General features: G+C 37.9%; 23 protein-coding genes and 1 pseudogene. 4 read left to right on the forward strand and 20 right to left on the reverse strand.

From position 1 onward, the window contains the following. Genes NMM19_RS04885 through NMM19_RS04900 form a run of 4 tightly spaced genes read right to left on the reverse strand, consistent with a single transcriptional unit; the run spans position 1 to position 3,089 of the window. Entirely contained in the window at positions 1 to 603 is a 603-nt protein-coding gene (locus tag NMM19_RS04885) for an L-threonylcarbamoyladenylate synthase (RefSeq protein ID WP_178895069.1), read from the reverse strand. Continuing rightward, positions 587 to 1,423 carry a peptide chain release factor N(5)-glutamine methyltransferase gene (prmC, locus tag NMM19_RS04890; RefSeq protein ID WP_178895070.1) on the reverse strand — a complete coding sequence of 279 codons (837 nt, stop codon included), beginning with the start codon at positions 1,421 to 1,423 and terminating at the stop codon, positions 587 to 589. The genes NMM19_RS04885 and prmC overlap by 17 nt, the downstream gene beginning before the upstream one ends. Next, positions 1,423 to 2,502: a peptide chain release factor 1 gene (gene prfA / locus NMM19_RS04895; protein ID WP_178895071.1), complete on the reverse strand. Its 1,080-nt coding sequence runs from the start codon at positions 2,500 to 2,502 to the stop codon at positions 1,423 to 1,425. Before prfA ends, prmC begins: the two co-directional genes overlap by 1 nt. Further along, positions 2,499 to 3,089: a thymidine kinase gene (locus tag NMM19_RS04900; RefSeq protein WP_016465889.1), complete on the reverse strand. Its 591-nt coding sequence runs from the start codon at positions 3,087 to 3,089 to the stop codon at positions 2,499 to 2,501. Before NMM19_RS04900 ends, prfA begins: the two co-directional genes overlap by 4 nt. A gap of 123 nt (positions 3,090 to 3,212) precedes the next feature. Here NMM19_RS04900 and NMM19_RS04905 point away from each other — a divergent pair, with 123 nt between their 5' ends. Continuing rightward, on the forward strand, positions 3,213 to 3,395 hold the full coding sequence (locus tag NMM19_RS04905) for a 4-oxalocrotonate tautomerase (RefSeq protein WP_001117401.1): 183 nt from the start codon (positions 3,213 to 3,215) through the stop codon (positions 3,393 to 3,395). A 114-nt stretch (positions 3,396 to 3,509) separates the two neighbouring features. Next, positions 3,510 to 4,883 carry a tRNA uridine-5-carboxymethylaminomethyl(34) synthesis GTPase MnmE gene (mnmE, locus tag NMM19_RS04910; RefSeq protein ID WP_178895072.1) on the forward strand — a complete coding sequence of 458 codons (1,374 nt, stop codon included), beginning with the start codon at positions 3,510 to 3,512 and terminating at the stop codon, positions 4,881 to 4,883. A gap of 286 nt (positions 4,884 to 5,169) precedes the next feature. On the opposite strand, the gene hemH is transcribed toward mnmE, so the two are convergent. After that, complete coding sequence (gene hemH / locus NMM19_RS04915; RefSeq protein WP_178895073.1) at positions 5,170 to 6,264, reverse strand: ferrochelatase; 1,095 nt, start codon at positions 6,262 to 6,264, stop codon at positions 5,170 to 5,172. A gap of 154 nt (positions 6,265 to 6,418) precedes the next feature. Here hemH and pepT point away from each other — a divergent pair, with 154 nt between their 5' ends. Continuing rightward, the gene (gene pepT / locus NMM19_RS04920) at positions 6,419 to 7,642 is read left to right on the forward strand and encodes a peptidase T (RefSeq protein ID WP_178895074.1); all 1,224 of its coding nucleotides are present in this window, start codon (positions 6,419 to 6,421) and stop codon (positions 7,640 to 7,642) included. Between the two features lie 196 nt (positions 7,643 to 7,838). On the opposite strand, the pseudogene NMM19_RS04925 reads toward pepT, so the two are convergent. The 11 genes and pseudogenes from NMM19_RS04925 to NMM19_RS04975 all read right to left on the reverse strand — a co-directional run. Then, positions 7,839 to 11,003: pseudogene (locus tag NMM19_RS04925) on the reverse strand (pneumococcal-type histidine triad protein); the annotation flags it as partial. Positions 11,004 to 11,010: 7 nt separating this feature from the next. Further along, positions 11,011 to 11,940 carry a metal ABC transporter solute-binding protein, Zn/Mn family gene (locus tag NMM19_RS04930; RefSeq protein ID WP_178895076.1) on the reverse strand — a complete coding sequence of 310 codons (930 nt, stop codon included), beginning with the start codon at positions 11,938 to 11,940 and terminating at the stop codon, positions 11,011 to 11,013. 138 nt (positions 11,941 to 12,078) lie between these two features. Next, positions 12,079 to 13,038: a hypothetical protein gene (locus NMM19_RS04935; protein WP_178895077.1), complete on the reverse strand. Its 960-nt coding sequence runs from the start codon at positions 13,036 to 13,038 to the stop codon at positions 12,079 to 12,081. Between the two features lie 124 nt (positions 13,039 to 13,162). Next, positions 13,163 to 14,074 carry a bifunctional riboflavin kinase/FAD synthetase gene (locus NMM19_RS04940; RefSeq protein ID WP_178895078.1) on the reverse strand — a complete coding sequence of 304 codons (912 nt, stop codon included), beginning with the start codon at positions 14,072 to 14,074 and terminating at the stop codon, positions 13,163 to 13,165. A gap of 55 nt (positions 14,075 to 14,129) precedes the next feature. Continuing rightward, a complete protein-coding gene (locus NMM19_RS04945; protein ID WP_178895654.1) occupies positions 14,130 to 15,113 on the reverse strand; it encodes a dihydroorotate dehydrogenase in 984 nt (327 codons plus the stop codon). Beyond that, positions 15,076 to 15,876: a dihydroorotate dehydrogenase electron transfer subunit gene (locus tag NMM19_RS04950; RefSeq protein ID WP_178895079.1), complete on the reverse strand. Its 801-nt coding sequence runs from the start codon at positions 15,874 to 15,876 to the stop codon at positions 15,076 to 15,078. The genes NMM19_RS04945 and NMM19_RS04950 overlap by 38 nt, the downstream gene beginning before the upstream one ends. A gap of 248 nt (positions 15,877 to 16,124) precedes the next feature. Continuing rightward, positions 16,125 to 16,814, reverse strand: a complete 690-nt coding sequence (locus NMM19_RS04955; protein ID WP_006152268.1) for a sugar phosphate nucleotidyltransferase — start codon at positions 16,812 to 16,814, stop codon at positions 16,125 to 16,127. A 12-nt stretch (positions 16,815 to 16,826) separates the two neighbouring features. Further along, on the reverse strand, positions 16,827 to 17,705 hold the full coding sequence (locus NMM19_RS04960) for a DMT family transporter (RefSeq protein WP_036752746.1): 879 nt from the start codon (positions 17,703 to 17,705) through the stop codon (positions 16,827 to 16,829). Next, the gene (locus NMM19_RS04965; RefSeq protein ID WP_178895080.1) at positions 17,695 to 18,564 is read right to left on the reverse strand and encodes a phosphotransferase family protein; all 870 of its coding nucleotides are present in this window, start codon (positions 18,562 to 18,564) and stop codon (positions 17,695 to 17,697) included. Before NMM19_RS04965 ends, NMM19_RS04960 begins: the two co-directional genes overlap by 11 nt. A 12-nt stretch (positions 18,565 to 18,576) precedes the next feature. Then, complete coding sequence (locus NMM19_RS04970; protein WP_178895081.1) at positions 18,577 to 19,599, reverse strand: ribitol-5-phosphate dehydrogenase; 1,023 nt, start codon at positions 19,597 to 19,599, stop codon at positions 18,577 to 18,579. Positions 19,600 to 19,603: 4 nt separating this feature from the next. Then, the gene (locus NMM19_RS04975) at positions 19,604 to 20,311 is read right to left on the reverse strand and encodes a 2-C-methyl-D-erythritol 4-phosphate cytidylyltransferase (RefSeq protein WP_036752755.1); all 708 of its coding nucleotides are present in this window, start codon (positions 20,309 to 20,311) and stop codon (positions 19,604 to 19,606) included. Between the two features lie 320 nt (positions 20,312 to 20,631). Between NMM19_RS04975 and NMM19_RS04980 the strand changes: the two genes are divergently transcribed. Next, entirely contained in the window at positions 20,632 to 20,931 is a 300-nt protein-coding gene (locus NMM19_RS04980) for a YbaB/EbfC family nucleoid-associated protein (RefSeq protein WP_142557396.1), read from the forward strand. A 46-nt stretch (positions 20,932 to 20,977) separates the two neighbouring features. Here the strand turns inward: NMM19_RS04980 and NMM19_RS04985 are convergent, their stop codons facing one another. From NMM19_RS04985 to truB, 4 genes are all read right to left on the reverse strand, one after another. Then, positions 20,978 to 22,741 carry a glycerophosphoryl diester phosphodiesterase membrane domain-containing protein gene (locus NMM19_RS04985; protein ID WP_178895082.1) on the reverse strand — a complete coding sequence of 588 codons (1,764 nt, stop codon included), beginning with the start codon at positions 22,739 to 22,741 and terminating at the stop codon, positions 20,978 to 20,980. 8 nt (positions 22,742 to 22,749) lie between these two features. After that, the gene (locus tag NMM19_RS04990) at positions 22,750 to 23,340 is read right to left on the reverse strand and encodes a 3'-5' exonuclease (RefSeq protein WP_178895083.1); all 591 of its coding nucleotides are present in this window, start codon (positions 23,338 to 23,340) and stop codon (positions 22,750 to 22,752) included. Positions 23,341 to 23,409: 69 nt separating this feature from the next. After that, on the reverse strand, positions 23,410 to 23,901 hold the full coding sequence (locus NMM19_RS04995; RefSeq protein ID WP_004252719.1) for a DUF536 domain-containing protein: 492 nt from the start codon (positions 23,899 to 23,901) through the stop codon (positions 23,410 to 23,412). Positions 23,902 to 24,094: 193 nt separating this feature from the next. Beyond that, complete coding sequence (gene truB / locus NMM19_RS05000; RefSeq protein WP_178895084.1) at positions 24,095 to 24,973, reverse strand: tRNA pseudouridine(55) synthase TruB; 879 nt, start codon at positions 24,971 to 24,973, stop codon at positions 24,095 to 24,097.

Consider the following 24,973-nt stretch of genomic DNA (forward strand, 5'->3'; position numbering starts at 1 on the left):
TCATACCTCTTCAAAAGAAATTTCACGTATCTTGGCAAGAATATCTTCTTGTTTAATTGATCCTTGGCGTAGAATCTTCACCTTGCTGCCAGATAAGTCTATAATAGTCGAATCTTGACCTGTTAAAAAAGCATCATCTTCTATTCCCAGAACCTCTTGTCCTAAGTCTTTTAAAATTTCTTTAAAGCTAACTCCACTTGTATGTCCTGAAATATTTGCAGACGGGCCGATTAAGGGACCAAACTCACGAATCAATTCTAGAGTGACGGGATGACTCGGCATGCGAAATCCAACAGTCGTCAAGTCTGAATTAACCCAGTAAGGGACCTTGTCATTAGCTTCTAGGATAATGGTCAATGGACCAGGAAGAAAACTATCAACAAGTTTTTGTAAATAAGGTGGCTGATTCTTAGAAAAGTTCAAAATATCGTCTAGATGAGCGACATTAAGATTAAGTGCCTTGTCTCTTGGACGACGTTTAAGCTGGTAGACAAGATTAACAGCTTTTTTATCTAGCGCTTTTGCAAAGAGACCATAAACTGTTTCTGTCGGCAAAACTACAGCTCCACCTTTTTCCAACTCTTGCTTAATTTTCTCCATCATCAATGACAACCATCCTATCTTGACCAAATTGGTCTTTCAGAGTACGAACTCGTTTCTCTGGAAGATTTTCCATAAAGAGAGCGGGTACACTTTGACCTTGTTTGTAGCCAATTTCAAGATAAATCTTACCACCATCAGTTAGATAGTCTTTGGAACCTTCCGCGATTTTGCGATAGATTGCGAGACCATCCTCGTCAGCAAAAAGTGCCAAATGTGGTTCTGAATGCAAAACATTCAAACCAACCTCTGTTTCATCTGCTCGAGAAATGTATGGTGGATTGGATACAATTATATCATATTTTGAAGAAATTTCGGAGAAACAGTCAGATTTGATAAAAGAGAGATTTAGATTTTGAGCGTAAGCATTCTCCAATGATAAGTCTAAAGCATCCTGTGAAATATCTGCAGCCGTAACTGACCAATCTGGTCTATTTTTCGCTAAAGCAAGGGCTATCGCTCCGCTTCCTGTTCCGATATCAAGTACCTTGAGATTTTTCTCAGGATTTTCAGTCAAAATGAGTTTCACTAACTCTTCTGTCTCTGGTCGAGGAATCAAGACTCGCTCATCTACTTTTAACTGCATCCCATAGAATTCAGCATGACCGATGATGTACTGGGCAGGTATGTGGCTAGCTAGCTTGATGTAAATATCCTCTACAAATTTGTAATCTTCATCAGTGACTTCTTGCTGAAGGGCAAAGACAAAGTCTGTAAAAGATAGATTTTTTAGACTACGATAGACAAAAGAGAGGCTTTCTGCTTCCTCTCCTTGTGCTATCAACTTTTCCTCAAAATCTTTAAATATTTGAGCTAATTTCATTATTTGTTTAATTCTTCCAATTTTTGTGTTTGGTCAAAAAGAACCAAAGCATCTACAACTTCATCTAGTTTACCAGCTAGAATTGTATCAAGTTTTTGTAAAGTCAAGCCGATACGGTGGTCCGTCACACGGTTTTGTGGGAAGTTATAAGTACGGATACGTTCAGAACGGTCACCAGTACCGATAGTAGACTTACGCTCAGCGTCCTGCTCGTCTTGGGCAATCTGTGCAAAGTGGTCAGCAACACGCGCACGGATGATCTTCATAGCCTTCTCACGGTTTTTCTGCTGGGTACGTTCTTCCTGCATTTCAACCTTGATATTGGTTGGTAAGTGAACAATACGGACAGCTGTCGCAACTTTGTTGACGTTCTGTCCACCAGCACCAGATGCGTGGTAGATATCCACACGAAGGTCTTTTGGATCAATATCGTATTCTACTTCTTCGACTTCAGGCATGACAAGGACAGTCGCTGTTGAGGTATGCACACGACCTTGACTTTCTGTCACAGGGACACGCTGTACACGGTGAGCACCAGACTCATACTTGAGTTTAGAGTACACTGACTGACCAGAAACCATGGCAACTACTTCTTTAAAACCACCAACACCGTTCATTGAGGCTTCCATAACTTCAAAGCGCCAGCCTTGCGCTTCAGCATACTTTTGGTACATTGTTAGAAGGTCACCAGCAAAAAGTGCTGCCTCATCTCCACCAGCAGCTCCACGGATTTCAAGGATGATGTTCTTATCATCGTTTGGATCCTTTGGAAGGAGCAAGATTTTCAATTTTTCTTCATACTCTTCTTTTTCAGCCTTGGCATCTTTGAGCTCTTGCTTGGCCATTTCTTCCAAGTCCGCATCTCCGCCTGATTCTTTAATCATTTCTTCAGCATCGACGATGTTTTGAAGGACTTGTTTGTACTCACGGTAGGCTGTTACTGTGTCACGAGTTGAAGCCTCTTCTTTTGAAAGCTCCATGAAACGCTTGGTATCTGAAACGACATCAGGGTCACTCAGCAATTCTCCTAATTCTTCATAACGGTCTTCTACAGCTTGTAGTTGATCATAGATATTCATTCTGTGTTATTCTCCTTATTGATTTCAGGGGCAAAATAATGCTTACGGCAAACTGAGATATAGGTTTCATTTCCACCAATCTGGATTTGTTCACCATCATAAACAGGCAGTCCGTCCTGCGTACGCAAAACCATAGTCGCTTTTTTCTTGCAATACTGACAAATGGTCTTAATCTCATCAATCTTATCTGCTAAAAGCAAGAGGTGTTTGGAACCTTCAAACAGCTCATTGCGAAAGTCATTCTTCAAACCAAATGCCATAACAGGTATATCTAACTCATCGACAACACGAGCTAAATCGTAAACATGATGACGTTTTAGAAATTGAGCTTCATCAACAAGCACACAGTAAGGCTTTTCAGGCAAATCCCGGATAAACCCAAAGATATCTGTTGTTTCGTCAATGGCAATTGCTGGTCTTTTCATTCCAATGCGACTAGAGACATAACCGACACCGTCACGTGTATCCAGAGCTGAAGTCATAATCACAACTCCTTTTCCTTGCTCCTCATAGTTATAGGCTACCTTGAGAATCTCAATCGTCTTACCTGAATTCATGGTCCCATAACGATAATACAACTGTGCCATGCTTCTATTTCACGTCCATTTCTAATTTTTTGCTACATTCTAGTATACCATAATTTCTCAAAGCTTTAAATGGCAAAATGTGGTAAAATAGAAGAAATCAAATAACTAGTGGAGGACGCAATTATGCCATTTGTACGCATCGATTTATTTGAAGGACGCACGCTAGAGCAAAAGAAAGCCCTAGCTAAGGAAGTTACAGAAGCTGTTGTTCGTAACACAGGAGCACCTCAGTCAGCTGTTCACGTTATTATTAACGATATGCCTGAAGGAACTTATTTCCCACAAGGTGAAATGCGCACTAAATAAAGCTTAAGCAATCTGCTTAGGCTTTTCTTTATAAGTGGCATTCGTTGAATAAAACGCTATATTTTGTTACAATTTTAAATGATATTTGTATATAAATTGTAAAAAGGAAATGAAATGATTACACGTGAATTTGATACCATCGCAGCAATCTCGACACCGCTTGGTGAAGGGGCTATTGGGATTGTTCGTTTAAGCGGAACGGATAGTTTTGCCATTGCGCAGAAAATTTTTAAAGGCAAGGACTTGAGTAAGGTTGACAGCCATACACTTAACTACGGCCACATCGTTGACCCACAGACAGGTAAGGTCATGGATGAGGTTATGGTGGGAGCTATGAAGTCTCCAAAGACCTTCACTCGTGAGGACATTATTGAAATTAATACCCACGGTGGAATCGCCGTAACTAATGAAATTCTCCAGCTAGCTATCCGTGAAGGTGCTCGAATGGCAGAGCCTGGTGAATTTACCAAGCGTGCCTTCTTGAACGGTCGTGTCGACTTGACTCAAGCTGAAGCTGTTATGGATATCATCCGTGCCAAGACAGACAAGGCCATGAATATTGCGGTCAAACAACTAGATGGTTCACTATCTGATCTTATTAACAATACGCGCCAAGAGATTCTCAATACTCTGGCACAAGTCGAAGTCAATATCGACTACCCTGAGTATGACGATGTGGAAGAAGCTACTACTGCTGTTGTCCGTGAAAAGACTTTAGAATTTGAACGATTATTGACCAATCTTCTAAAAACAGCACGCCGAGGTAAAATCCTCCGTGAAGGGATTTCAACTGCCATCATTGGTCGCCCCAACGTTGGGAAGTCTAGCCTACTCAATAACCTCTTGCGCGAAGATAAGGCCATTGTAACTGATATTGCAGGGACAACTCGAGACGTCATTGAAGAATACGTCAATATCAACGGTGTTCCACTGAAATTGATTGATACTGCAGGTATTCGTGAAACGGATGATATTGTCGAGCAAATCGGTGTTGAACGCTCCAAGAAAGCCCTCAAGGAAGCTGACTTGGTACTACTAGTACTGAACGCTAGTGAACCTCTTACTGCTCAGGACCGACAACTTCTTGAAATCAGCCAAGATACCAACCGTATCATCCTACTGAACAAAACTGACCTACCTGAGGCTATTGAAACTCAGGAACTTCCTGAAGATGTCATCCGTATTTCAGTCCTTAAAAATCAAAACATCGATAAGATTGAAGAGCGCATCAATAACCTCTTCTTTGAAAATGCTGGCTTGGTCGAACAGGATGCAACCTACCTATCCAATGCCCGTCATATTTCATTAATTGAAAAGGCAGTTGAAAGTCTGCAAGCAGTTAACAAAGGTCTTGAACTGGGCATGCCAGTTGATTTACTTCAAGTTGATTTGACACGTACTTGGGAAATTCTTGGGGAAATCACCGGTGATGCAGCGCCAGATGAACTCATTACTCAATTGTTCAGCCAATTCTGTTTAGGAAAATAAGAAAAAACTAGTTTAGAAAATGTTAGTCACCTAAAAAGAGGTTGGGACAAAAAGTTCCCGACCTCACTTTTTATTATCAATCATAATTTGACGCGGTAGCTTATTGAACTTTTTGTTCGTCTTTTAGACTCCAAAAAGTTCCTAATCATCCTCGCGGGGCTGGGACTACGAAATCAAGACTTTGTCTATCGATTTCTGTCCCACCGCCTTTTCTTTCACGTTCTAAGTTATATCATGCCTTAGCAGATATTTGAAACAAAATTTACCAGTTCTTTTCTATTTTCACTTAGTCTTTAGGTAATTTGCCAGCTTTTTCAAGCATTTTTTTGATTAAATAAGGCATCTTGACATTTTCACGACCTTTTTTCTCAATTAATTTTTTAACAAATTCTGGCATTTGTAAGTCTTGTGATTCATCTAAAATATCCTTAGTTTCCTCCGAAGGGACTAATTCATCAAAAGTTTCTTCTTCTGGGAGGAATTCTCTAAATTCTTTATGTTCATTAGCTCGAATAATATTGCCCAAGGCATCAATCAAACGAGAATCTGTATTTGGCATTGGTGGACGATGGTAGTTCACACCCAATTCCTGACATAAATCATAACATTCCACATCATTATCAAACAAAACTTCAATGTGCTCACTAATAAAACTAATAGGTACAAAAATATAATGCTCTGGATGTTCTTCCTGTTCTCTAAGATATTCCAGAACATCTGGTTTAATCCAAGGAATACCAATATCACTTTCACTCTGCCAAGTGTTGGTATATTGGTCTGGATTTAAGTCTAATTTCTCAGCAATTAACTTGCTATTTTCGAAAATCTGGTCGATATAGGGATCACCAAAATCCAAGGCAAAAATGGGCACACTGTGGGCAGAGAAGATGACTTTAAAGCTATCCTTTTTCACCTTTTCTTTTAAAATCTTAGCAATTTCATCTGTCCAATAGTTTAATAGGGCTTCTTCTTGATACCAGTCCTTAATAACTAAAAACTGAATTTGTTTGCTTTCCAAAAACTTTTCATAACCCATGACAGAGTAAAAGGAATAGTGTGGCTCCAAAATCAAGCAAATACACTTTTCAATTCCATCTGCTTCCATTTGCCGAATCACGTCTGGAATAAAGGGAGTTGAAAATTTATTGGCAAAATAGACACTATATTCATTTCCCAATCTAGCTTCTACTAAGGCAACTTCTTCACGGGTAATTTTTTGTAGTGGAGTTCCTCCAATTCGAACATAATTATCATAAAGTGTTTGAATCTCGTGATCTTGAGGTCGAACTCCACGACGAATGTTAGTAAAAAAGTCGGCTACTCCTTCAAAGGTAATCTCTTCTGGGGAACCAAATGTCATCATTAAAATCGCTTTTTTCATCTCTGCATCCTTGTGATATTTTTATCTTTTTTATTGTATCACTAAAACAGCCATAAGTAAACGCTAACATAAGAATGTTACCTCCCTTCTGACTTTTGTTTTTCTCTTCTTTCTATGATACAATGGTTTTAAAAGAAGGAAAAAAGGAGTTACGATGAAATATCCAACATTGTTGGAGCGTTTTTTGACTTATGTCAAAGTCAATACTCGTTCTGACGAACATTCAACCACTACACCAAGTACCCAAAGTCAAGTAGACTTCGCAACTAATGTCCTCATCCCTGAGATGAAACGTGTTGGTTTGCAAAATGTTTACTACCTACCAAACGGTTTTGCTATCGGAACCTTACCAGCCAACGACCCAAGTTTGACTCGTAAGATCGGTTTTATCTCTCACATGGATACAGCTGATTTTAATGCTGAAGGTGTCAATCCACAAGTTATTGAAAACTACGACGGTGGTGTTATCGAGCTTGGCAATTCTGGTTTCAAGCTTGATCCAGCAGATTTTAAGAGCTTAGAGAAATATCCAGGACAAACCTTGATTACTACTGATGGAACTACTTTGCTCGGGGCTGATGACAAATCTGGTATCGCTGAAATCATGACCGCTATCGAATACTTGACTGCTCATCCTGAGATTAAACACTGTGAAATCCGTGTTGGCTTTGGTCCTGATGAAGAAATCGGTGTTGGTGCTAATAAATTTGATGCAGAAGACTTCAATGTTGACTTTGCTTATACAGTTGACGGTGGACCTCTAGGTGAATTGCAGTATGAAACCTTCTCTGCTGCAGGAGCTGAACTTCACTTCCAAGGCCGTAATGTTCACCCAGGAACAGCTAAAGGACAAATGGTCAACGCTCTCCAGTTAGCCATCGACTTCCACAATCAACTCCCAGCTGGTGACCGACCTGAGTTGACTGAGGGTTACCAAGGTTTCTACCATCTCATGGATGTAACCGGAACTGTCGAGGAAGCGCGTGCTAGCTACATCATTCGCGATTTTGAAAAAGAAACCTTTGAAGCGCGTAAGGTTGCCATGCAAGCTATTGCTGATAAGATGAACCAAGAACTTGGTAGTGATCGTGTAACCTTGACTTTGACAGACCAATACTACAACATGAAAGAAGTTATCGAAAAGGATATGACTCCAATCACTATTGCTAAAGCAGTGATGGAAAATCTTGATATTACTCCTATTATCGAGCCTATCCGTGGAGGAACAGACGGTTCTAAAATTTCTTTTATGGGAATTCCAACTCCAAATATCTTCGCTGGTGGTGAAAATATGCATGGACGTTTTGAATATGTCAGCCTTCAAACTATGGAGCGTGCAGTTGATACAATCATTGGCATTGTAGCTTATAAAGACTAAAGAGATCGGGAAAAAATTCCCGACCTCTTTTTTTATCAGCATCTACTTTTGACACGGTAGTTGACTGAACTTTTTGTTATTCTGCTACTTTTTCTCTTGTTTCTGAAGATGTAGTTGCAGGAGTTAAGGTTGACTCAGCTTGTTTATCGTTTGTTTCTTTATTGGCTGTTTCGGTGTTAACTTCAACTGGCTTGACTTTAGATTGAAATTCCTGATTTAATGAGACAATTTCTTGCGCAAGAGCTAGAAGAGCTTGCTTGTCTTTACTTGCAGCTGATAATTTATCAAACAAAGCATCCACTTTTTCAAAGTCCGCATCAGAACCATTATTCATTTCCAAATAAGTATGTAGGGCAAGGACTCCATTATATAATTTTTGATAGAGAAGCAAAACCTCTGGGTCTTGATTAGCATTCTCACGTTCAGTCTGAATGGTTTGTGAAATACGTTTTATAAGATCTTGGACTTGTGTGTTTAGTTCATCAAGGTCTGCATCGTCTTTATCTAGAGCAGCTTTCAGGTTTTTCACCTCGTCAGCGAGTGAAGCTTTTACGCCTTCTTCTTTGACTTGAGCAACTAATTCTTCAGCTTTCGTTAAGAGTCCTTCTACTTGAGCTTTTCGAACATGATTGCTTTGTTCCTCAGGCTTAATATCATCATACAAACCTTTCAAGAACTCATAGACTGCTGTTTTAGCACTATGGCCATCCACTTTTTCTGTATCTAAAATCGTTTCAGAAGGCTTACTTGTAACAGGTTCATTCTTCAGAGCTTCTTCAACTTCCAGTTTTGTTTGATAGATTTCTGGGAATAGTTTGTTCAAGTCAGTCGCCTTAAGGAAGGATTGTGATTGATAAAGTGTCCAAGTTAAGTTAGCAATTTTATTTCTAAGAGTGTCATTTAAGTGATTATCAGATAAATGTTGATAGAAATACTTAATGTACTCGACTGTTGTAACTCCAGTACGGTCATTAAAATCTTGCAAAGCTTGTAGCTTAGCTTCAACTGAATCTAAACCTGCTTCATCTTGGGCTAGTTTATTTTCTTGAAGCTGAGTCAATAAATCCTTCTTAGGAAGTCCGTAAGCATCTGTGTCTAAGGTATTAATCTTATCTACTAAAGCTTGATATTTCTTGTCTAAAGGACTGATTTCTGTTGGTTTGACACTTGAGTCAATGTGAATATACTGTTTGTCAAAGAGATCTAAAGCAGCCAGATAGCCAGCTGTAGAATTGGTTGAAAGCTTCTTCATATTTTCAGAGAATTGACCTAAGGCAAGCTCAATTTGTCTTTGTAAAATAGGTTTATCCTTGTAAACTTCACGACTTTCTGCTAGAAGTTGTTCAACCTTGTTTTGAACAGTCGTTTCATCAAATGCACCTGGTTGGTAGTTAGATTGCAAGGCAGGTATTTTGTTTTTTAGAGCCACTTCATAGCCCTTGGTTTGAACTTTAATATAGTGGTTGTGGTCGCCATGAGGGATAACAAAGCTACCATTTTCAACCTGCAAGCTATAAGGAGAGACTCCATCACGTAGAGCAGTTGTATAGAGTTCGTTTAGGAAATCAAGCTCTGCATCACCTGTTTGAAGCGGAATACGAACGTGTTCCTTACGAACGGCGTAAGGGTGAATGTGAGTTGGGTCATAAGCCTGGTCTGGATTTCCGAATACAAAGAATCCATTTGAAATTCGGATCGCTTCAAGCGGAACACCATAGGTTTTAGAGATATAAGCCATCTTTTCTTCATCGCTGGCATCTCGAGAGAAACTTTCAACAGTCTTGGCAAGAGGTTTTACAGGCTCTGCCTGATGGTGTCCATGTAAATGTTCCTGCGCCGCCTTAATCTGCTCTTTCGACAAATCTTTCTTAAAGAAATAGTGGGCATGGTCTCCATGTGAAACCACAAAACCTTGCTCATCCTCACTAATCACTCGCTCAGCTGCAAAGCCATGATCATGTTCATCTTCATGATGCTCGTGTTTCACTTCATTCTCTTTAGGAGTGTTATGATTATCTTTTGGAACTTCTGTTTGGCTATGCCCATGTAAATGTTCTTGAGCTGCCTTTATCTGCTCTGCTGACAAATCTTTTTTAAAGAAATAATGTGCATGATCTCCATGTGAAACTACAAATCCTTTATCATCTTCACTGATCACTCGATCAACTGCAAAGCCGTGATCATGGTCTTCACCATGATGGTGGTCATGCTCATCTTCATCATGGTCCTCATGACTTGGACTTGGTGTCACTGGTGACTTAGCTTTCAAATGATCTTGTGCTGCCTTGATTTGCTCAGGTGTCAAATCTTTCTTAAAGAAGTAATGATTGTGATCACCATGACTCATGACAAAACCTTCTGAATCTTCACTTATAATTCTATTTGCATCAAAACCATGATCGTGTTCCTCTTCTTCATGGTGAACATGTGGTAACGGATTATTTGGTGTAGAATTAGAAGGACTTTCTAAGTTTGGAGTGTTAGATTGTGCTTGATGATTGTTAAGAGATGATTTAGGGATATAGTGATAGTGGTCCCCATGTCGTACGATATAAGCATCGCCAGTATCTCTGACAATATCATTAGGGTTAAAGACATAACCATCATCTGCTGCAGAAACACCATTATTCGGTGTCAGTGACAAGGGTTGACTGAGAGCTGAACTATTGCCAGATAAATAAGCCTTTGCGGCAGCTAATTCACCCGCTGACAGATCACTCTTAGGAATGTAATGATAATGACCTCCGTGAGGAACGATAAATGCATCACCTGTATCCTCTATGATATCCGCAGGATTAAAGACATACCCATCGTCGGTTGTGTATCGACCTTGTGCTCTAGCAGCAAGAACTTCTGTGCTTACACTACTTTGATCTGAAGTATGTTCTTGTTTTTGGCGCTCAATTTGCTCTTTGCTACGAATATTATCTGCATGACTAGCATCTTTCAAGTAGACATAGTACTTCCCATCCACCTTGATAATGTAGCCACCCTTAATCTCATTGATAATATCTTCATCTTTCAACTGATAGTTTGGATCTTTCATGACTAACTCTTCGCTAAAGATGGCATCATATGGTACCTTACCATTGTAAAAATGAAAATGGTCGCCGTGTGAAGTCACATATCCTTGGTCTGTAATCTTAGTAACAATCTGCTCAGCTTCTATTCCTTCCTTCTTGCTAACTTGGTCCGGTGTCAGAGATTCATTTTTCTTAGCTTCAGATTCTTTTCCATCAACATATGATACACGATTGCTTTCTTTTTTCTCAGGTGCTTGATGTTGATTTAAAGCGTAAGCGCAGACACTTAAGGCAAAGACAACTGCAGAACCTGCTAAATATTTTTTATTAACTTTCATAAACTCCTCATTTCAATTCTTGTGCTAAAACTGACAAATTTTCTTCTAGATTTTCCAAATAAGACTTGTCATTTTGTGGATCTGCCTCTAAAGGATTTAGAGTTTTAAGAGTCACACCTGTTGATTTGACAAGTGTATTAGCCACCTTTGATGAAGCGTTACTCTCTGTAAAGATGGTTTTGACCTTATAAGTTTTTACAAATTCTTGGATTTCAGTCAATTGTCTTGGGCTTGGTTCTTGATCAGGAGATATTCCTGCAATACCAAGTTGATTTAGACCAAATCGTTTTGCTAAATAAGAAAAAGCTGTGTGTTGCGTCACAAAAGTCTTTTGATCAGCATTTTCAAAGATTGGCTGGTATTTCTTGGTTAAGTCATGAGCTTTTGCACTGAAGTTTTGCGCATTTTTCTGATAAGTTTCCTTGTTAGCACTGTCCTGTTCGGATAACTTGTCAGCAATAATTTGTGCTTCTTCTGCAACTTTTTCGGGATCAAGCCAAGTGTGAGGGTCGTACAAGGTCTTCTCATCAACACCATTTCCGGCTTCCATATCTTCCAAGCCAGGCACGCGCTCCAAGGTCATACCATCAGACGCTTCTATGACTTTTACCTTAGATTTTTGCAGACTTGGGTCTAAACTTCCTGCCCATGATTCTAAGGTGTGTGAATGATAGATGAAAATATCCGCATCATAAATAGCTGCAATATCATTTGCGGATGGTTCATAGGAATGAATACCAGAACTAGATTGAATCATCCGAACATCATTTAGGTCACCCGAAACCTCTTTGACCATGGCATAGACAGGATAAAAACTTGTCACAATCTTCATCCCCTTTGTTTCATTACTATTGTCTTGACCAGCATTTTGTCCACAAGCTCCTAAAACGAGAGCAAAGAAGGCAAGCATAAGCCATAGGACACTTCTTTTTTTCATCACAACTCCTTAACTAGTGTTTAACCATTTAATTAACTAGTAAACATTCTACTCCTTAAAATTTAAGATGTCAAGTTATAAATTCACTTTTTTTCCAAAATTTTACCAAAAGAAAAAGCATCTATAAAAGATGCTTTCTTATAAATTACCAATATTTATTTCTGGAAACTTTTTCGGAAGGAGTTGCCAGAATTCTTCTAATTGCTCTTCTACTCTATTAGTATTTCGAATAGTTAGGCTATACTTCTTAGAACTATCCTTTCGAGTATATACAAACTGATAAACTGTTGTAAAACGGCTATAACTTGTACGTACTAAATAGATCCTCCAAACATCTCTGAGATCGACGGCTTGTGTCCCCTTATAATAAGTAATAAGATGATTTTGATATAGAATAACTTTCAAGTCCTGTTCATAAAAATCAGCTTGTGTTTCAAGTAGTTCAAGATTTCCTTCTAATTCAGGATACAAACGATAAATCTCTTTGAACGAATCAATTGTTTTCTTTCGTATGATAAAGGCTGCGACTAAGGTCATTAATCCCATACCAGAGAAAATCACAATACCAAAAATATAGCTCAGGCTGTCTCGAGAATATTCACTGAGACTGAGATAGATTCTTGTATTCATATTTCGTGCAACAACTGATTTAGCAGGAAGTAGCGAACTAATAAACTCGTCAAGATTTATAATCTTGGTATTTTTCGAAGTATTGATAAAATTGGTATTAGTGAGGGGTTCTAACTGAATACCTGTGAGTGTTCCAGGATTATCAGCAAGACTATCTGCATTCTCAAGAAGTTTATTGATTGACTCATCTTTCACTTTAGATTCAACTACAGCAAATTTTCCTTCACCTTCGTTACTATATTGCACAATATAAACAACTGTTCCACCGTCAACTTCACCAACAGGTTCAGGATAGATACCGTAGACTGACATAGTAACTTCTTTTCCAGTATCAGTCGTATCTGCAAACCTCTCTGTAGGTTTCTTATGAATCTGACCTAGGAATCCAGATATAGTAGCGAGTGAGAAAAATACGATTGAAATCAAAAGAACTGCAGTAAAGCCTTTATTTCTTTTTTCTTTAAACATTATAATCTCCTTTAGTCCCTTAATAAAATTATATCAGACTTAAATCCATATCTCATCTTTGATCCTAGTTTTTATAAGATTTTTACAAAAATAAAAAGCTCGAACTTTCATTCGAGCTTCATTTTTATTTTCTTGCAGCTTTTTCATCTTCTTCAAGTTGTTTGACCAGTTGTTCAACACTGTCAAATTTTACCATATCTCGGATACGATCTAACCAATAGACGGTCACAGTCTCTCCATAAATATCTTCATCAAAATCAAAGATATTCACTTCAAAACGCTCTTCCTCTCCATCGAAGGTTACGTTCTTTCCGACACTGGCCATTCCTCTATAGAGTTTTCGTTTGATTTCAATATCAACAGTATAGACACCATCTGCTGGCATATAAGTGCGGTCCAAAAGCACGAGATTTGCAGTAGGATATCCAATTGTACGGCCACGAGCATTGCCATGTACAACAATTCCTCTTGTTGGAAGTGGGCCACCAAGCAATTGACCAGCTTCTTTCACATTCCCTTCTAGAATAGCTTGTCGAATGCGAGTAGAGCTAATCTTTCCTTTTTCATCTTCTACAGGTGGTACTACGACTACTTCTCCATCAAAGATTTCTTTTAAATCTTCAGCTGATTTTCTATCAGAACCAAGACTATAATCAAATCCTACTACAATGGTATCTGCTTTGACTTCTTTGACAAAGGTATCTACAAACTCTCGAGCGGTCATATTGGCAATACGACTTGAAAAATCCATTAAATAAAGATTTTCGACCCCAGCTCGTTTAAACTTTCGTTCACGTTCTTCTGCATTCAGGATATGAAGTAAATTTTCTGGTGAATAGGGTTTTAATGTTAACTTCGGTGATTCATGAAAGGTAATTAAAGCAACGCTTAATCTTTTCTTTGCAGCAATTTCACCAGCAATGCTAAATAATTTTTGATGTCCTAGGTGGATACCATCAAAATATCCTAATACTAGGACAGTCGGTCCTGGTGTTGCAATGTCTTTTTCAGTTTTTATAGGTATTGTTACAATCATAGTCATATTATACCAAAAAGAAGAAGGCATTCAAAACATTACGAATTTAAAAAGACTATAAGCTACTCTTCACTTCTTTCCTAAGTTGTTCCAGACTTTCGATTTGATACTTTTCCATAACTTTTGGCAGATTTTCGATAATATCTGGACAGGCATATGGATTGGTAAAGTTTGCTGTTCCAACACCAATAGCTGACGCTCCAGCTAAGTACATTTCTATAGCAGCTTCAGCTGAATCAACTCCTCCCATACCAATGATTGGTAGATTGGTAGATTGGGCTACTTGACGGATCAATTTGAGAGCTACTGGAAAGACTGCTGGTCCAGACATACCCCCTGTCCCATTTGCAATGATTGGCTTTCTAGTTTTGAGGTCAAAACGCATACCAACAAGGGTATTAATCATGGTGAGTCCACTAGCTCCAGCATCCTCTGCTGCCTTAGCAATAGTTACAATGTCAGTCACACTTGGTGTTAATTTAACGTAAACGGGTACATCAGAAGCCTCAACAGCTGCCTTTACCACATCATAAGCCAACTCAGGGTCCTGTCCAATTAAAAGTCCATGATTTCCATGATCAACGTTTGGACATGAGATATTGAGCTCGATGGCTTTTACATTAGTTGCCTTTGAAATTCCATGAGAAACGGCTGCGTATTCTTGTTTTGAAAATCCAGCAACATTGGCGATAATAGGGAGATTTGGGTATTCTCTTTCAAGCCAAGGTAATTTCTCAGAGAGAACGACATCTAAACCAGGATTCTGCAAACCAATGGCATTGAGCATACCAGCAGGTGTTTCTGCCACTCGAGGTGTTGGATTACCAAATCGTGGTTCAAGGGTTGTAGCTTTAATCATGATAGAACCTAATAGGTCTAAATCATAGTATTTAGCATACTCTTGACCAAAACCAAAACAACCTGATGCGGGAATGACAGGATTCTTTAACTCTAAGCCAGGCAGAGAAACTTGTAATCGATTTGTAGTCATGATATTCTCCTTATAAAACAACTGTTCCTGTTTTAAATACAGGCCCATCTTCACAGACACGTTGACTAACTGTTTCACTATCTGGAACTTTTAGGACACAAGCATAGCAAGCCCCCATGCCGCAGGCCATACGCGATTCTAAAGATAGATAAGCTCTTGGGTGGTCGTAAAAGGTTTGATTGATATATTTCATCATACCAGGTGCACCGCAAGAGTAGATGGCGTCAAATTCAGTGTCTAATTCCTTAATGATAACTGAGACATTTCCCTTGATACCATAGGAACCATCATCAGTTGTCACAAAGACTTTGCTGTATTGGGATAATTCACTTTCTAAAATGACAGCATCTTTAGTAGCAAATCCTAGAACAGTTGTAATTTCCACACCACTCTTATGTAGTTGTTTAGCTACTTCGAGTAAGGGTGGTACTCCGATTCCTCCACCAACTAGAAGAACACGATTCTGCTTGTCTAAATCAGACAAATCAAAGCCATTTCCTTGAGGTCCCATAACATCTAAGCTATCACCAGATTTTAAGGTTGAAAAGATAGCTGTACCAGAGCCTTCGATGCGATAAATCAGATGACATTGTTTCTTAGATTTATCTATGGATGAGATTGAAATTGGACGACGCAAGAGGTGGGCATCATCAGGTACACGTAAATGAAGAAATTGTCCAGCTTTCATAGCTTCAACCATGTCTCCTTCAAGTACTAGCTCAAAGATTGCTGGTGCGATTTCCTCTTGATCAATCACTTTCATATTTTCCAAGCGAATAGCACCCATGCGTTTTCTACAATTTGGATTCATAACTTTTCCTTCTTAAATTTTAAGGGGATCAGATAAAGAAAAACCTTGCTATTGCAAGGTTTCAGTTAAGATATTTACACAAAAGTGGCAAATAAACACCTGCTTACTTGTTTCCATTGTAGCTTCTTTTCTCTGACACCTTGTGAGTCTCTCTGGACTTCCCTTAAAGGTTAAATTTTCACTAGTATACTGTATCAAACATGAAAAGTCAAGTAAAAATAGGTAAGGTATCAGTTCATAAAAGTTGCTTATTTTTGCGAAGAAAGAATTTTTTCTAGTTTTTGATAATCTTTGACACTGTCAATTTCGTAGATAGAATTTTCTTCTAACTCCTCTACATAAACATCTAGTTCTTTGATGTTATCTTTAACCATGTTATCCCAGTAAAGGTCAACAAACTCGCCACTCTCATAGGCTTGGTTAATAAATCCTACAATCTTCTCAGCTGTTGGAGCATCCCAGAACGATACCCCACTCAAGATGCGTCCGTTTTTACTATCGACAATGATATCTTGAACTTTGAAGTCATCCCCATAAACTAGGAACCACTCATTATCACAGTCTTCACGATAGACACTAAAATAAGTTGAACGTTCGATGTCATTACGGAACATATTCTTGAAAAGATAGTTATCCGCATCGATAACGTAGCTATTAGCCAACTCTTCTTTTACCAAGTAAAGAGAGTAAAAGTTGTTGTAATCAGCATACTTATCATTGAAGACCAAACGAACACCGTATTTCTCTTTGAGGTAGTCGAACTGTTCTTTCAAATAACCTACAACGATGATAATATCATCAATACCACGTTCTTTTAAAAATTCAATTTGATATTCAACCAAAGGTTTTTGATTGACTTGTACCAAGGCTTTGGGAGTATTTTCTGTCATAGGACGTAAACGAGTTCCCAATCCCGCTGCTAAGATGATCGCTTTCACGCGTTTTCTCCTTTATTCTTTAATGATAATATAAACACCAGCCATTACAACAAATGAAGTTATAATGGTCAAGACAGTCAGAGGTGTCCCCAAGAACATCGCTGCAAACAGGACAGTCCAAACTACATAACTGACATTTAAACCAGTTGCTTTTGCTGGTTGCAATCGATTGATAGCCATATAGTAAGCAAGATAAGAAATCATATTAAATGCTGCAAAGACAATTAATAGACCAAACAATTGGCCGTTTGCCACTTCTGCAAATGAGTGATGCGAGAAAAGCACAATAACAAGATAAGACAAGAAGGATGTAACTTGACGAATCAAGAGAGCTTCAATTTCGCTGAGGTCACTTTCCATAGCAAAGGAGCTCAGAACACTTTCACTTCCCCAAGCAAAAGCACAAATCAAAGCACATAGAATACCTATGTAGAAAGAATTAACCTGCTCTGCTTTATAGGTCTGAGCAATAATCCCAGCAATGATTAGAAAGATACCAAAAATTGTATTTTTGGAAATCTTGTGCTTCAAAAAGAAGAAGGCAAGCAAGACTGAGACTGCCGGATAAATAGCTGAGACTGACGAAGCTAATGAACTTCCAATATACTTAACCGCATAGAGATTGGCCTGCATACCAATCGGACCGGCTAGTAAAGCTCCGATGATAACACTGACATTTCGAATGTTCAAGAAGATTGAAAAACGAACTCTGCCTTCCTTAACTAGAAGATATCCTAACAAGATAAAAATACTTAGGAAATCGTGTGCTGCTGCTACTACAAAGGGCGATAAATCCGTGAATATTGAAAAGATATAAGCACTAATAGTTAATCCTAATCCCCAGAACACACCTGATAGTAGCCCAAAAGAAACTCCATTTTTAGTTTTCATTTAAATCTCCTTCAGACTCTAATTCTTTTACTGCTCTATTGTAACGAGAGATTCCGTAATCTCCGAAATCTGCACCATTTTCTTCTTTGTAAATAGTCCAAAGACTCCAAATGATATCTTGCAAGATTTTGTAAATACGAATTTTCTCCCTTGAAACTGGAGTCTTGTCACTCTCGTAATGACTTAAAAAGTCTTCTTCTTCTGCACTTGTAAATTCAGATTCTAGGAAGAGGGCTGCCAAATCCCACATAGGATCATTCATAGAAGAATATTCCCAATCAATTAGATAAAGATGTCCGTCTGGACCTTCAATAAAGTTTTCTGGAACCAAATCAATATGACATGATTTCTTATCAATTCCAATTTGTTCAAGCTCTTCCTTCAGAGAAAATACAGCCTTTCTGACAGCTTCATAATTAGGATAAGAAATCTCCCCTTGAATCAATGATTCATATTTTTTAATTTCCTCAAAAGGAGCAAACTCTCCTTTCAATTCTTTACCAGAAGCATGAATCGTTTGTAAAATTGGAGCTATCTTTTCAAATTTAGTTTTAATGGTATTAAAATTAAGTGTCTCAGCATTTTCGATGTACTGATTAACCTTGATACCTGCTTCGATATCAAAAAGATAATTTTCTACATCTAATTTTAAATCTTTCAACAACTCAAGATTGTACTTTTCATTCTGGCGATCGATTAATTTATCAGTACCTTTACCGAAAAACTTAACGATGTACTGGTTTGAGGTTGTCTTAACCAAATAGTTTTGATTGGTCATCCCCCCCAATTGTTCAACGCTCTGAATTTCTTCGTCAGCTGACAATAAGGAAGCAATCTTTGCTTTAACGATTTTCTTCACAATAATCCTCCATTATACTTCCCACTTAAAGACTGTCTTAAATGCTGTATTTAAGTCAGTTGCAAAAACTCGGTGAATATCTTTAATTTCTCTGACTGGTTCTTCTAGATAAATAATATTCTTCAAACGATTGGCAAATTTTTTAATTTCCATCATTTGGATAGCATTTTCAAAGTCAATTCTTCCTGAACGTGAAGATCCGACTAGTAACAAGCCTTTTTCCAATGAATCCCGAGTGTTGATGTTGACCTTATACTCACTAACACCCATCATCAAAATGGTCCCTTGTGGTTTGATGTAACGGATCAAGTCATTAATAGCAGGTCCGCATCCATCACCACCACAGCATTCGAAACCATGGTCAAAACTTAAATCTTCTGGAATACTATCAGTAATGTAAAGCTCTTTTGCAAATGAGAAGAGTTCTAACTTTTCCCAGTGACGACCGATAACAATAATCTCAGCTTCAGGCAGAGTATAGTTAATAATATTAGCCATGACAAAAGCTAAACTTCCATCACCAATGACAGCAATTCGTTGGCGTCTGCTGTGAGATATCGTCATGAAACGATTCATAGCATGCATGCCAACACTGACAAACTCTGTAATGGCGGCAACTGTGTCTTCGATTTCTTCGTAAGATACAACACGATCCTTAGGCAGAGATACAAATTCTCGCATAAACCCATCATAACCACTTGAAAGGAAATATGTTCCAGTCATGTAATTTTCGTAGAATTCCTCATCACTTTGCATAGGTGGTTGATTTGGAATCATAACAACCTTCTGACCAACTTTGTAGGTACCGGTTGGGTCAGAAATGACTGTACCACAAGATTCATGAATCATAGCCATAGGTAGTTTTTGGGCTAAAATTTTTGGATCTCGTTTACCTTGATAATAGCGCTGATCCGCATGACAAACAGCCATATAGTTTGGTCGGATGAGGATATGATTCTCTTGATCAATTTCTTCTTCCTGGTATTTAATATTAATAAACTTTGGTTTTGTCAGTTGATAAATTTGATTAATCATGTCTCTAGTCTTTCTCAATCATGCTTTTAGCAATCTTCAAGTCTGTCACTGTTGTGATTTTAAGATTTGAGTATTCACCCTTAGCCAAGGCTACATCTTTACCCTTAATGACAAAGATCTTACATGCATCTGTTAAAATTTCTTTTTCTTCTGCTGATAAAGAACCATACAAGTCAATAAAGTCTTTACAACGGAAGGTTTGTGGAGTTTGTCCTTGGTATAGATGAGCACGATTTGGAATATCTGTAATGAACTGACCATTTGTACTTTCAACAATGGTATCCACCGCTTCAACCACAGTGTCAACAGCATCATGTTTTTGAGCAAGAGCGATATTGTCTTGAATCATGCGAAGTGTGATAAAGGGACGAACCGAATCATGCGTCACTACGATATCATCTTCTGTTAGTGGACGGTAAGCATCAATTGCTTCAATAATCTTTTCAATACTAGAATTACGATCAGCCCCACCTTTTGTAATGATGATGCGGTCCTTGTGAAGTGGAAGGAATTTTTCAACTAGATCTTCAGCATGTGTAACCCAGTCACCATGAACTCCAACAACAATTTTTTCAATACTTGGTTCTAGGACAAATTTTTCAATTGTATGGATTAGAATTGGGCGGTCTCCCAACTCAAGAAATTGTTTAGGTAAATTACTGATACCCATACGCGTGCCGGTTCCACCTGCTAAAATTCCAGCGTAAATCATATTGATTCTCCTTTGGTTTGTTTTAAAAACTCATTCTTTAGTATTATATCATAATCTAGCACTATCTTGAAATAAATACTAGTTCTCTCTAGTTAGAAACTGATGATGAGAGCATTTCATGCATTGAACATTTAAAACTAATCCTTGCATTATTAACTCTCGGTTAATATAGAGTTCTTCAGAATAATATAGAAAGCTTAAAGAAACCTTAAACCATTGGTTGATATATATATAGCAATCCTGAAATTTTAATTAGACTTTTCCAATTAAAATTGTTAAAATAAAATGGAAAATAAAAGAAAAGGAAGCTAACTACCGCCATGATGAATATGCAAAACATGATGCGTCAAGCTCAAAAACTTCAAAAACAAATGGAGCAAAGCCAAGCTGAATTGGCTGCCACAGAATTTGTTGGGACTTCTGCTCAAAACCTCGTAACTGCTACCTTAACAGGTGATAAAAAAGTTGTAAAAATTGATTTTGATCCCGCAGTTGTGGATGCTGAAGACATTGAAACTCTTTCAGATATGACTGTTCAAGCTCTCAATGCTGCGCTCGAACAAATTGATGAAACTACTAAGAAGAAACTTGGAGCATTTGCTGGTAAGTTACCATTTTAATTAGATTATCAAAAATAGGCTGGTACACAGCCTATTTTAATTTATGTTAAAAAGCAAATAATTCAGTTGCTTTATTTAGCAATAAGTCACTATATTCAGGATCTTCCTGAGCAGTTTCTAGTTCTTCTTTTATTTTTTCCAAGTCATCCGTAATTATTCCGTCAACACCTAGGTGAAAAGACTTATTAAAAGATTCGGAACTATTGATTGTCCATACATAGAGTTTTTGATCAGTATTCCATAGTTTCGTGACAAAATATTCATCCAAAGTAGAGTACTCCATTGTGTAGCCTGTCGCAACCGTTCTAGGAAAAACAGAATTGTAGGGAAGGATAAGATAGATTGGAATATTCTTATCATACTGAGTTACTTTCTCAACAACATGGTAATCCAAGGATTGCATTTGATGACCATAAACCTTAATTTTTGCAGCATACTTTTCGAGAAAATGTTCCATCATCTGCGGGCTATCTTTGTGGCTGGTCTTAATTTCAATGAGTAGTTTCTGATGCAGTTCATTTGCGCGAGTTAGATAATCATCGAAACTTGAAATCTTTGTATCATAACCATTCTCATGAATGTCAATCTGCTTTAACTCTTCTAAGGTCAAATCTTGTGGTGTTTTATTGATACCAGCTAATCCTCTAAGATTAGCATCATGCATCATGACAAATTGTCCATCCTTTGTTTCCTGGATATCCATCTCGATTAAATCTGGTTTTAATTGAGATGTTTTTTCTAGGGATTGAATGGTATTTTGTACACCATTGCCATTTGATACACCACGGTGTGAAATCACAAGTGGTGGATTGACTACAGGAGCTTCTAGATAATTATAGCCTTCAATCGCAAAGAAGATACATGCACACACCATGACACCCCACCTCATGATATGGTCCTTCTCGCGTCTTGGCATAATATCAAGTTCTTCTCCTGTTAAAAAGGACGTAAATTTTACAAGGAAATAGGTTAATGCCATATAGTGGAAATTCTTGATAAGAACAAAATTCAAAATAGCTAGAACCAGAGACTCTCTCTGAGTAAGGCTATCCACTATATACTGAGTAGATAATATTGGGATGAGAGGAAGATAGAAGAATAGATTGGTTTTTACAATAATTAAGAATAAATGCCAGGCGTAAAACCAAAAGTGATCTTTAGTTTTATCCAAACTATAAATGATTGCTTCCTTAACCGTCATCTTTTCATAAAAGACCTTGGGCAGAGTGAATATCAAGCGAACTGAAACATAAAAGAATAAGAGTGATAAGATAATAATGGCTACCCACCACATCCAGTACTTATCTTCCATGTAGGTTTGAATAAACTCTGGAATTACGATTTTATTGAAATAATAAATCTTAAATATCTTTCTGATAAACGGAAATAGCATTGCTACAAATATAAAGATGAACAAAGCTTTTGAAATAGTCAATTCCTTCATAAAAGCAAGGCTTTCACGAAATACTTTTCGACTGTATTCTATAAGAGTTCTTTTTTCGTGATATAGGAGGTGGCGAGCTCCAATAAAGAGAATACTAAGTTGAAAATAGGCTACCAGCAGATTGATGGCTATTAAGATTACGAAGCCAAGACTGACTATAGGTGCGTTTTTTATAATCTCAAAAATATTGTTGTAGGAAATAAACAAATATCCAGTCTGACTTAGTAAAAATCCAGCTATCACTGAGTTTAATGGCAACCAGATATAGTCAACCAACATAAAGATTAGAAAGAATAGAAAGAGGATTTTATCTAGATTTAGGTAAATCTTTTTAAAACCCAATTTTTTCGGTTTTTCAGGTTTCATAAAACCTCCTAATCAAAAAACTGTGATAGATCTAAGGCATCAAATGGATTCGAATTGAGACTACTCTGAGAATTGAGTAACAGCCTACTCTCATCTGACTCAAGAAAAGCTTCATACACTCGAGCAGTCATACGAGCATCCTCTAAACTATTATGAGATCGCCCTTTAAAACCTAGAAAATTAGCCACAGTTTGTAATTTTAGATTAGCAATTCCATGCAAATCAGAACTACGTCGCTCAAGTGCCTCATTATAGAGATCGACTAAATATTGTTCTCGATAGTCCAAACCATGTTCTAGTAAAATCGGTAAATCACTCTTTGCTGCATTATAACCAACAAGGGGTAAATCACCAACAAAATCTTGAAATTTTTGGAGGACTTCTTCTACCTTTGGAGCATTCTTGAGAGTCTCTGAAGTAATACCAGTCAAACCATTAATAAAACTCTTTAAAGGTACATCTGAGTGAACATAAGAGTCAAACGCTTCTACCTCTTCACCATCTTTAAAGTGCACTGCCGATACCTGAATCAAATGAGTCTTATCTTGGTGTTTGTTGAATTCTAAGTCAAATGAGATATAATCTCTTACTGTTTCCATCTTATCATTCCTTATTGATTTGTAAAAAGAAACCACCTGGTCTAATCATAGAAACCAAGCAGTTTTTTCTTATTTGCCAAATAAGCGAGCAAAGAAGCCTTTCTTCGATGCTTGAACTTCTTGCTTAGCTTGATCCAACTCCAACTGAAGAGTTTCTTGGTCCTTCATAGCTTGAAGGGTTAACTGTTGTTGTTGGTCCAATTGCTTATCTTTTTCAGCAATTTGGCGGTCTTTAACACGCATCTGTTCATCTTTTTCAGCCAGTTGCTTGTCTTTTGCTTTCAGTTGTTCATAAAGACGGATGATTTCAGCGTTCTTTTCATCAACAAGAATCTCCATAAGTTCTCGTTGCTTAACTTCATCACTAACTGGTTCATCTTCAAAGATAGTCTTTTTGTAGATTTCTTCAAGTTTGATCAATCCACTACGAGTAACAACAGTAACACCTTTGTCGTTTTTTGTAATATCTTCTTCAGGTAATTCTTTGACACGATTATTGATTGCTTGTCGGGATAGCCCCAAGACTTCAGCAATCTCACTGACAGTCATTTCAATACTCATAATATCCTCTATTTTTCTCTAGCTTTTCTTAAATTAAATCTTATCATAAGTAATTCAAACTGTCAAATAACACTGTATTTTCAATGGTTTTTTAAGATATAAAATTTTAAAACTACTTATTTGCGATATTTTAAAAAGATGAGAAAATCCCATCTTTCGACTAGTAGATAAAAATCATCGGTTGGCCAAATGCTTAATAGAAAACCTTTCTCGGTTTGTAAAGATGTTCTCGTTTCTCTAAAATTGCTAGTAATTTATCATCTTCAAAGCCAGCCAATTCCTTCTCAGTTTGTTCCAATTCAATAAAGCGACCAAAACGAACTTCTTCTGCCTGCTCTGGAGTCAAATTTACCTTTACTAAATCCCCTGTCCCAATCTCTAGAGGATGGAGAAAAACAAAATCTCCAGCTTGAACTTTTTCAGCGACTTCTTCCAAGGTCAAAGCATCTTCCAAGTTTAAACCTGCTGCACTAGTTCGAGTTAAGTGTGACATATGGGCCGCATAACCAAGTTTTTCTCCAAGATCAACAGACAAGGTACGGATATAAGTTCCCTTACTGCATTTGACACGAAAAGAAAATCGTGCAAGATGCCCATCATAAGAAATCGGACTCGTTCTTTCAAACCTATAAATCGTAACCTGACGCTCTGGACGCTCTACTTCTTGACCAGCACGCGCATACTCATAGAGCTTGCGACCATTGACCTTGACAGCAGAGTACATCGGTGGGATTTGAGTGATAGGACCAGTCAAACTCGCAATCGCCTCATCGACAAGTTTTTCATCCAGTGGATTTAAAACAGGAGTCTCTGCAACTACTTCCCCACTAGCATCCTCGGTCGTCGTTGAATAGCCTAGAGTGATTTCTCCCTCATAGACCTTACCCTCGTCCTGCATGAACTCAACCATGCGAGTCGCCTTTCCCACAGCAATGGGTAAAACGCCCACTACATCCGGATCCAAAGTGCCACCATGGCCAATCTTCTTAGTCCCTAAAATCTTACGCAGTTTAAAAACCGCATCATGCGAGGTCATCCCTGCTTCTTTCTTTAAGTTGATAATACCGTTCAT

The sequence above is a fragment of the Streptococcus sp. CF8_St5-17 genome, from assembly GCF_024295665.1.
In the GTDB taxonomy this organism is placed as follows: Bacteria; Bacillota; Bacilli; order Lactobacillales; family Streptococcaceae; genus Streptococcus.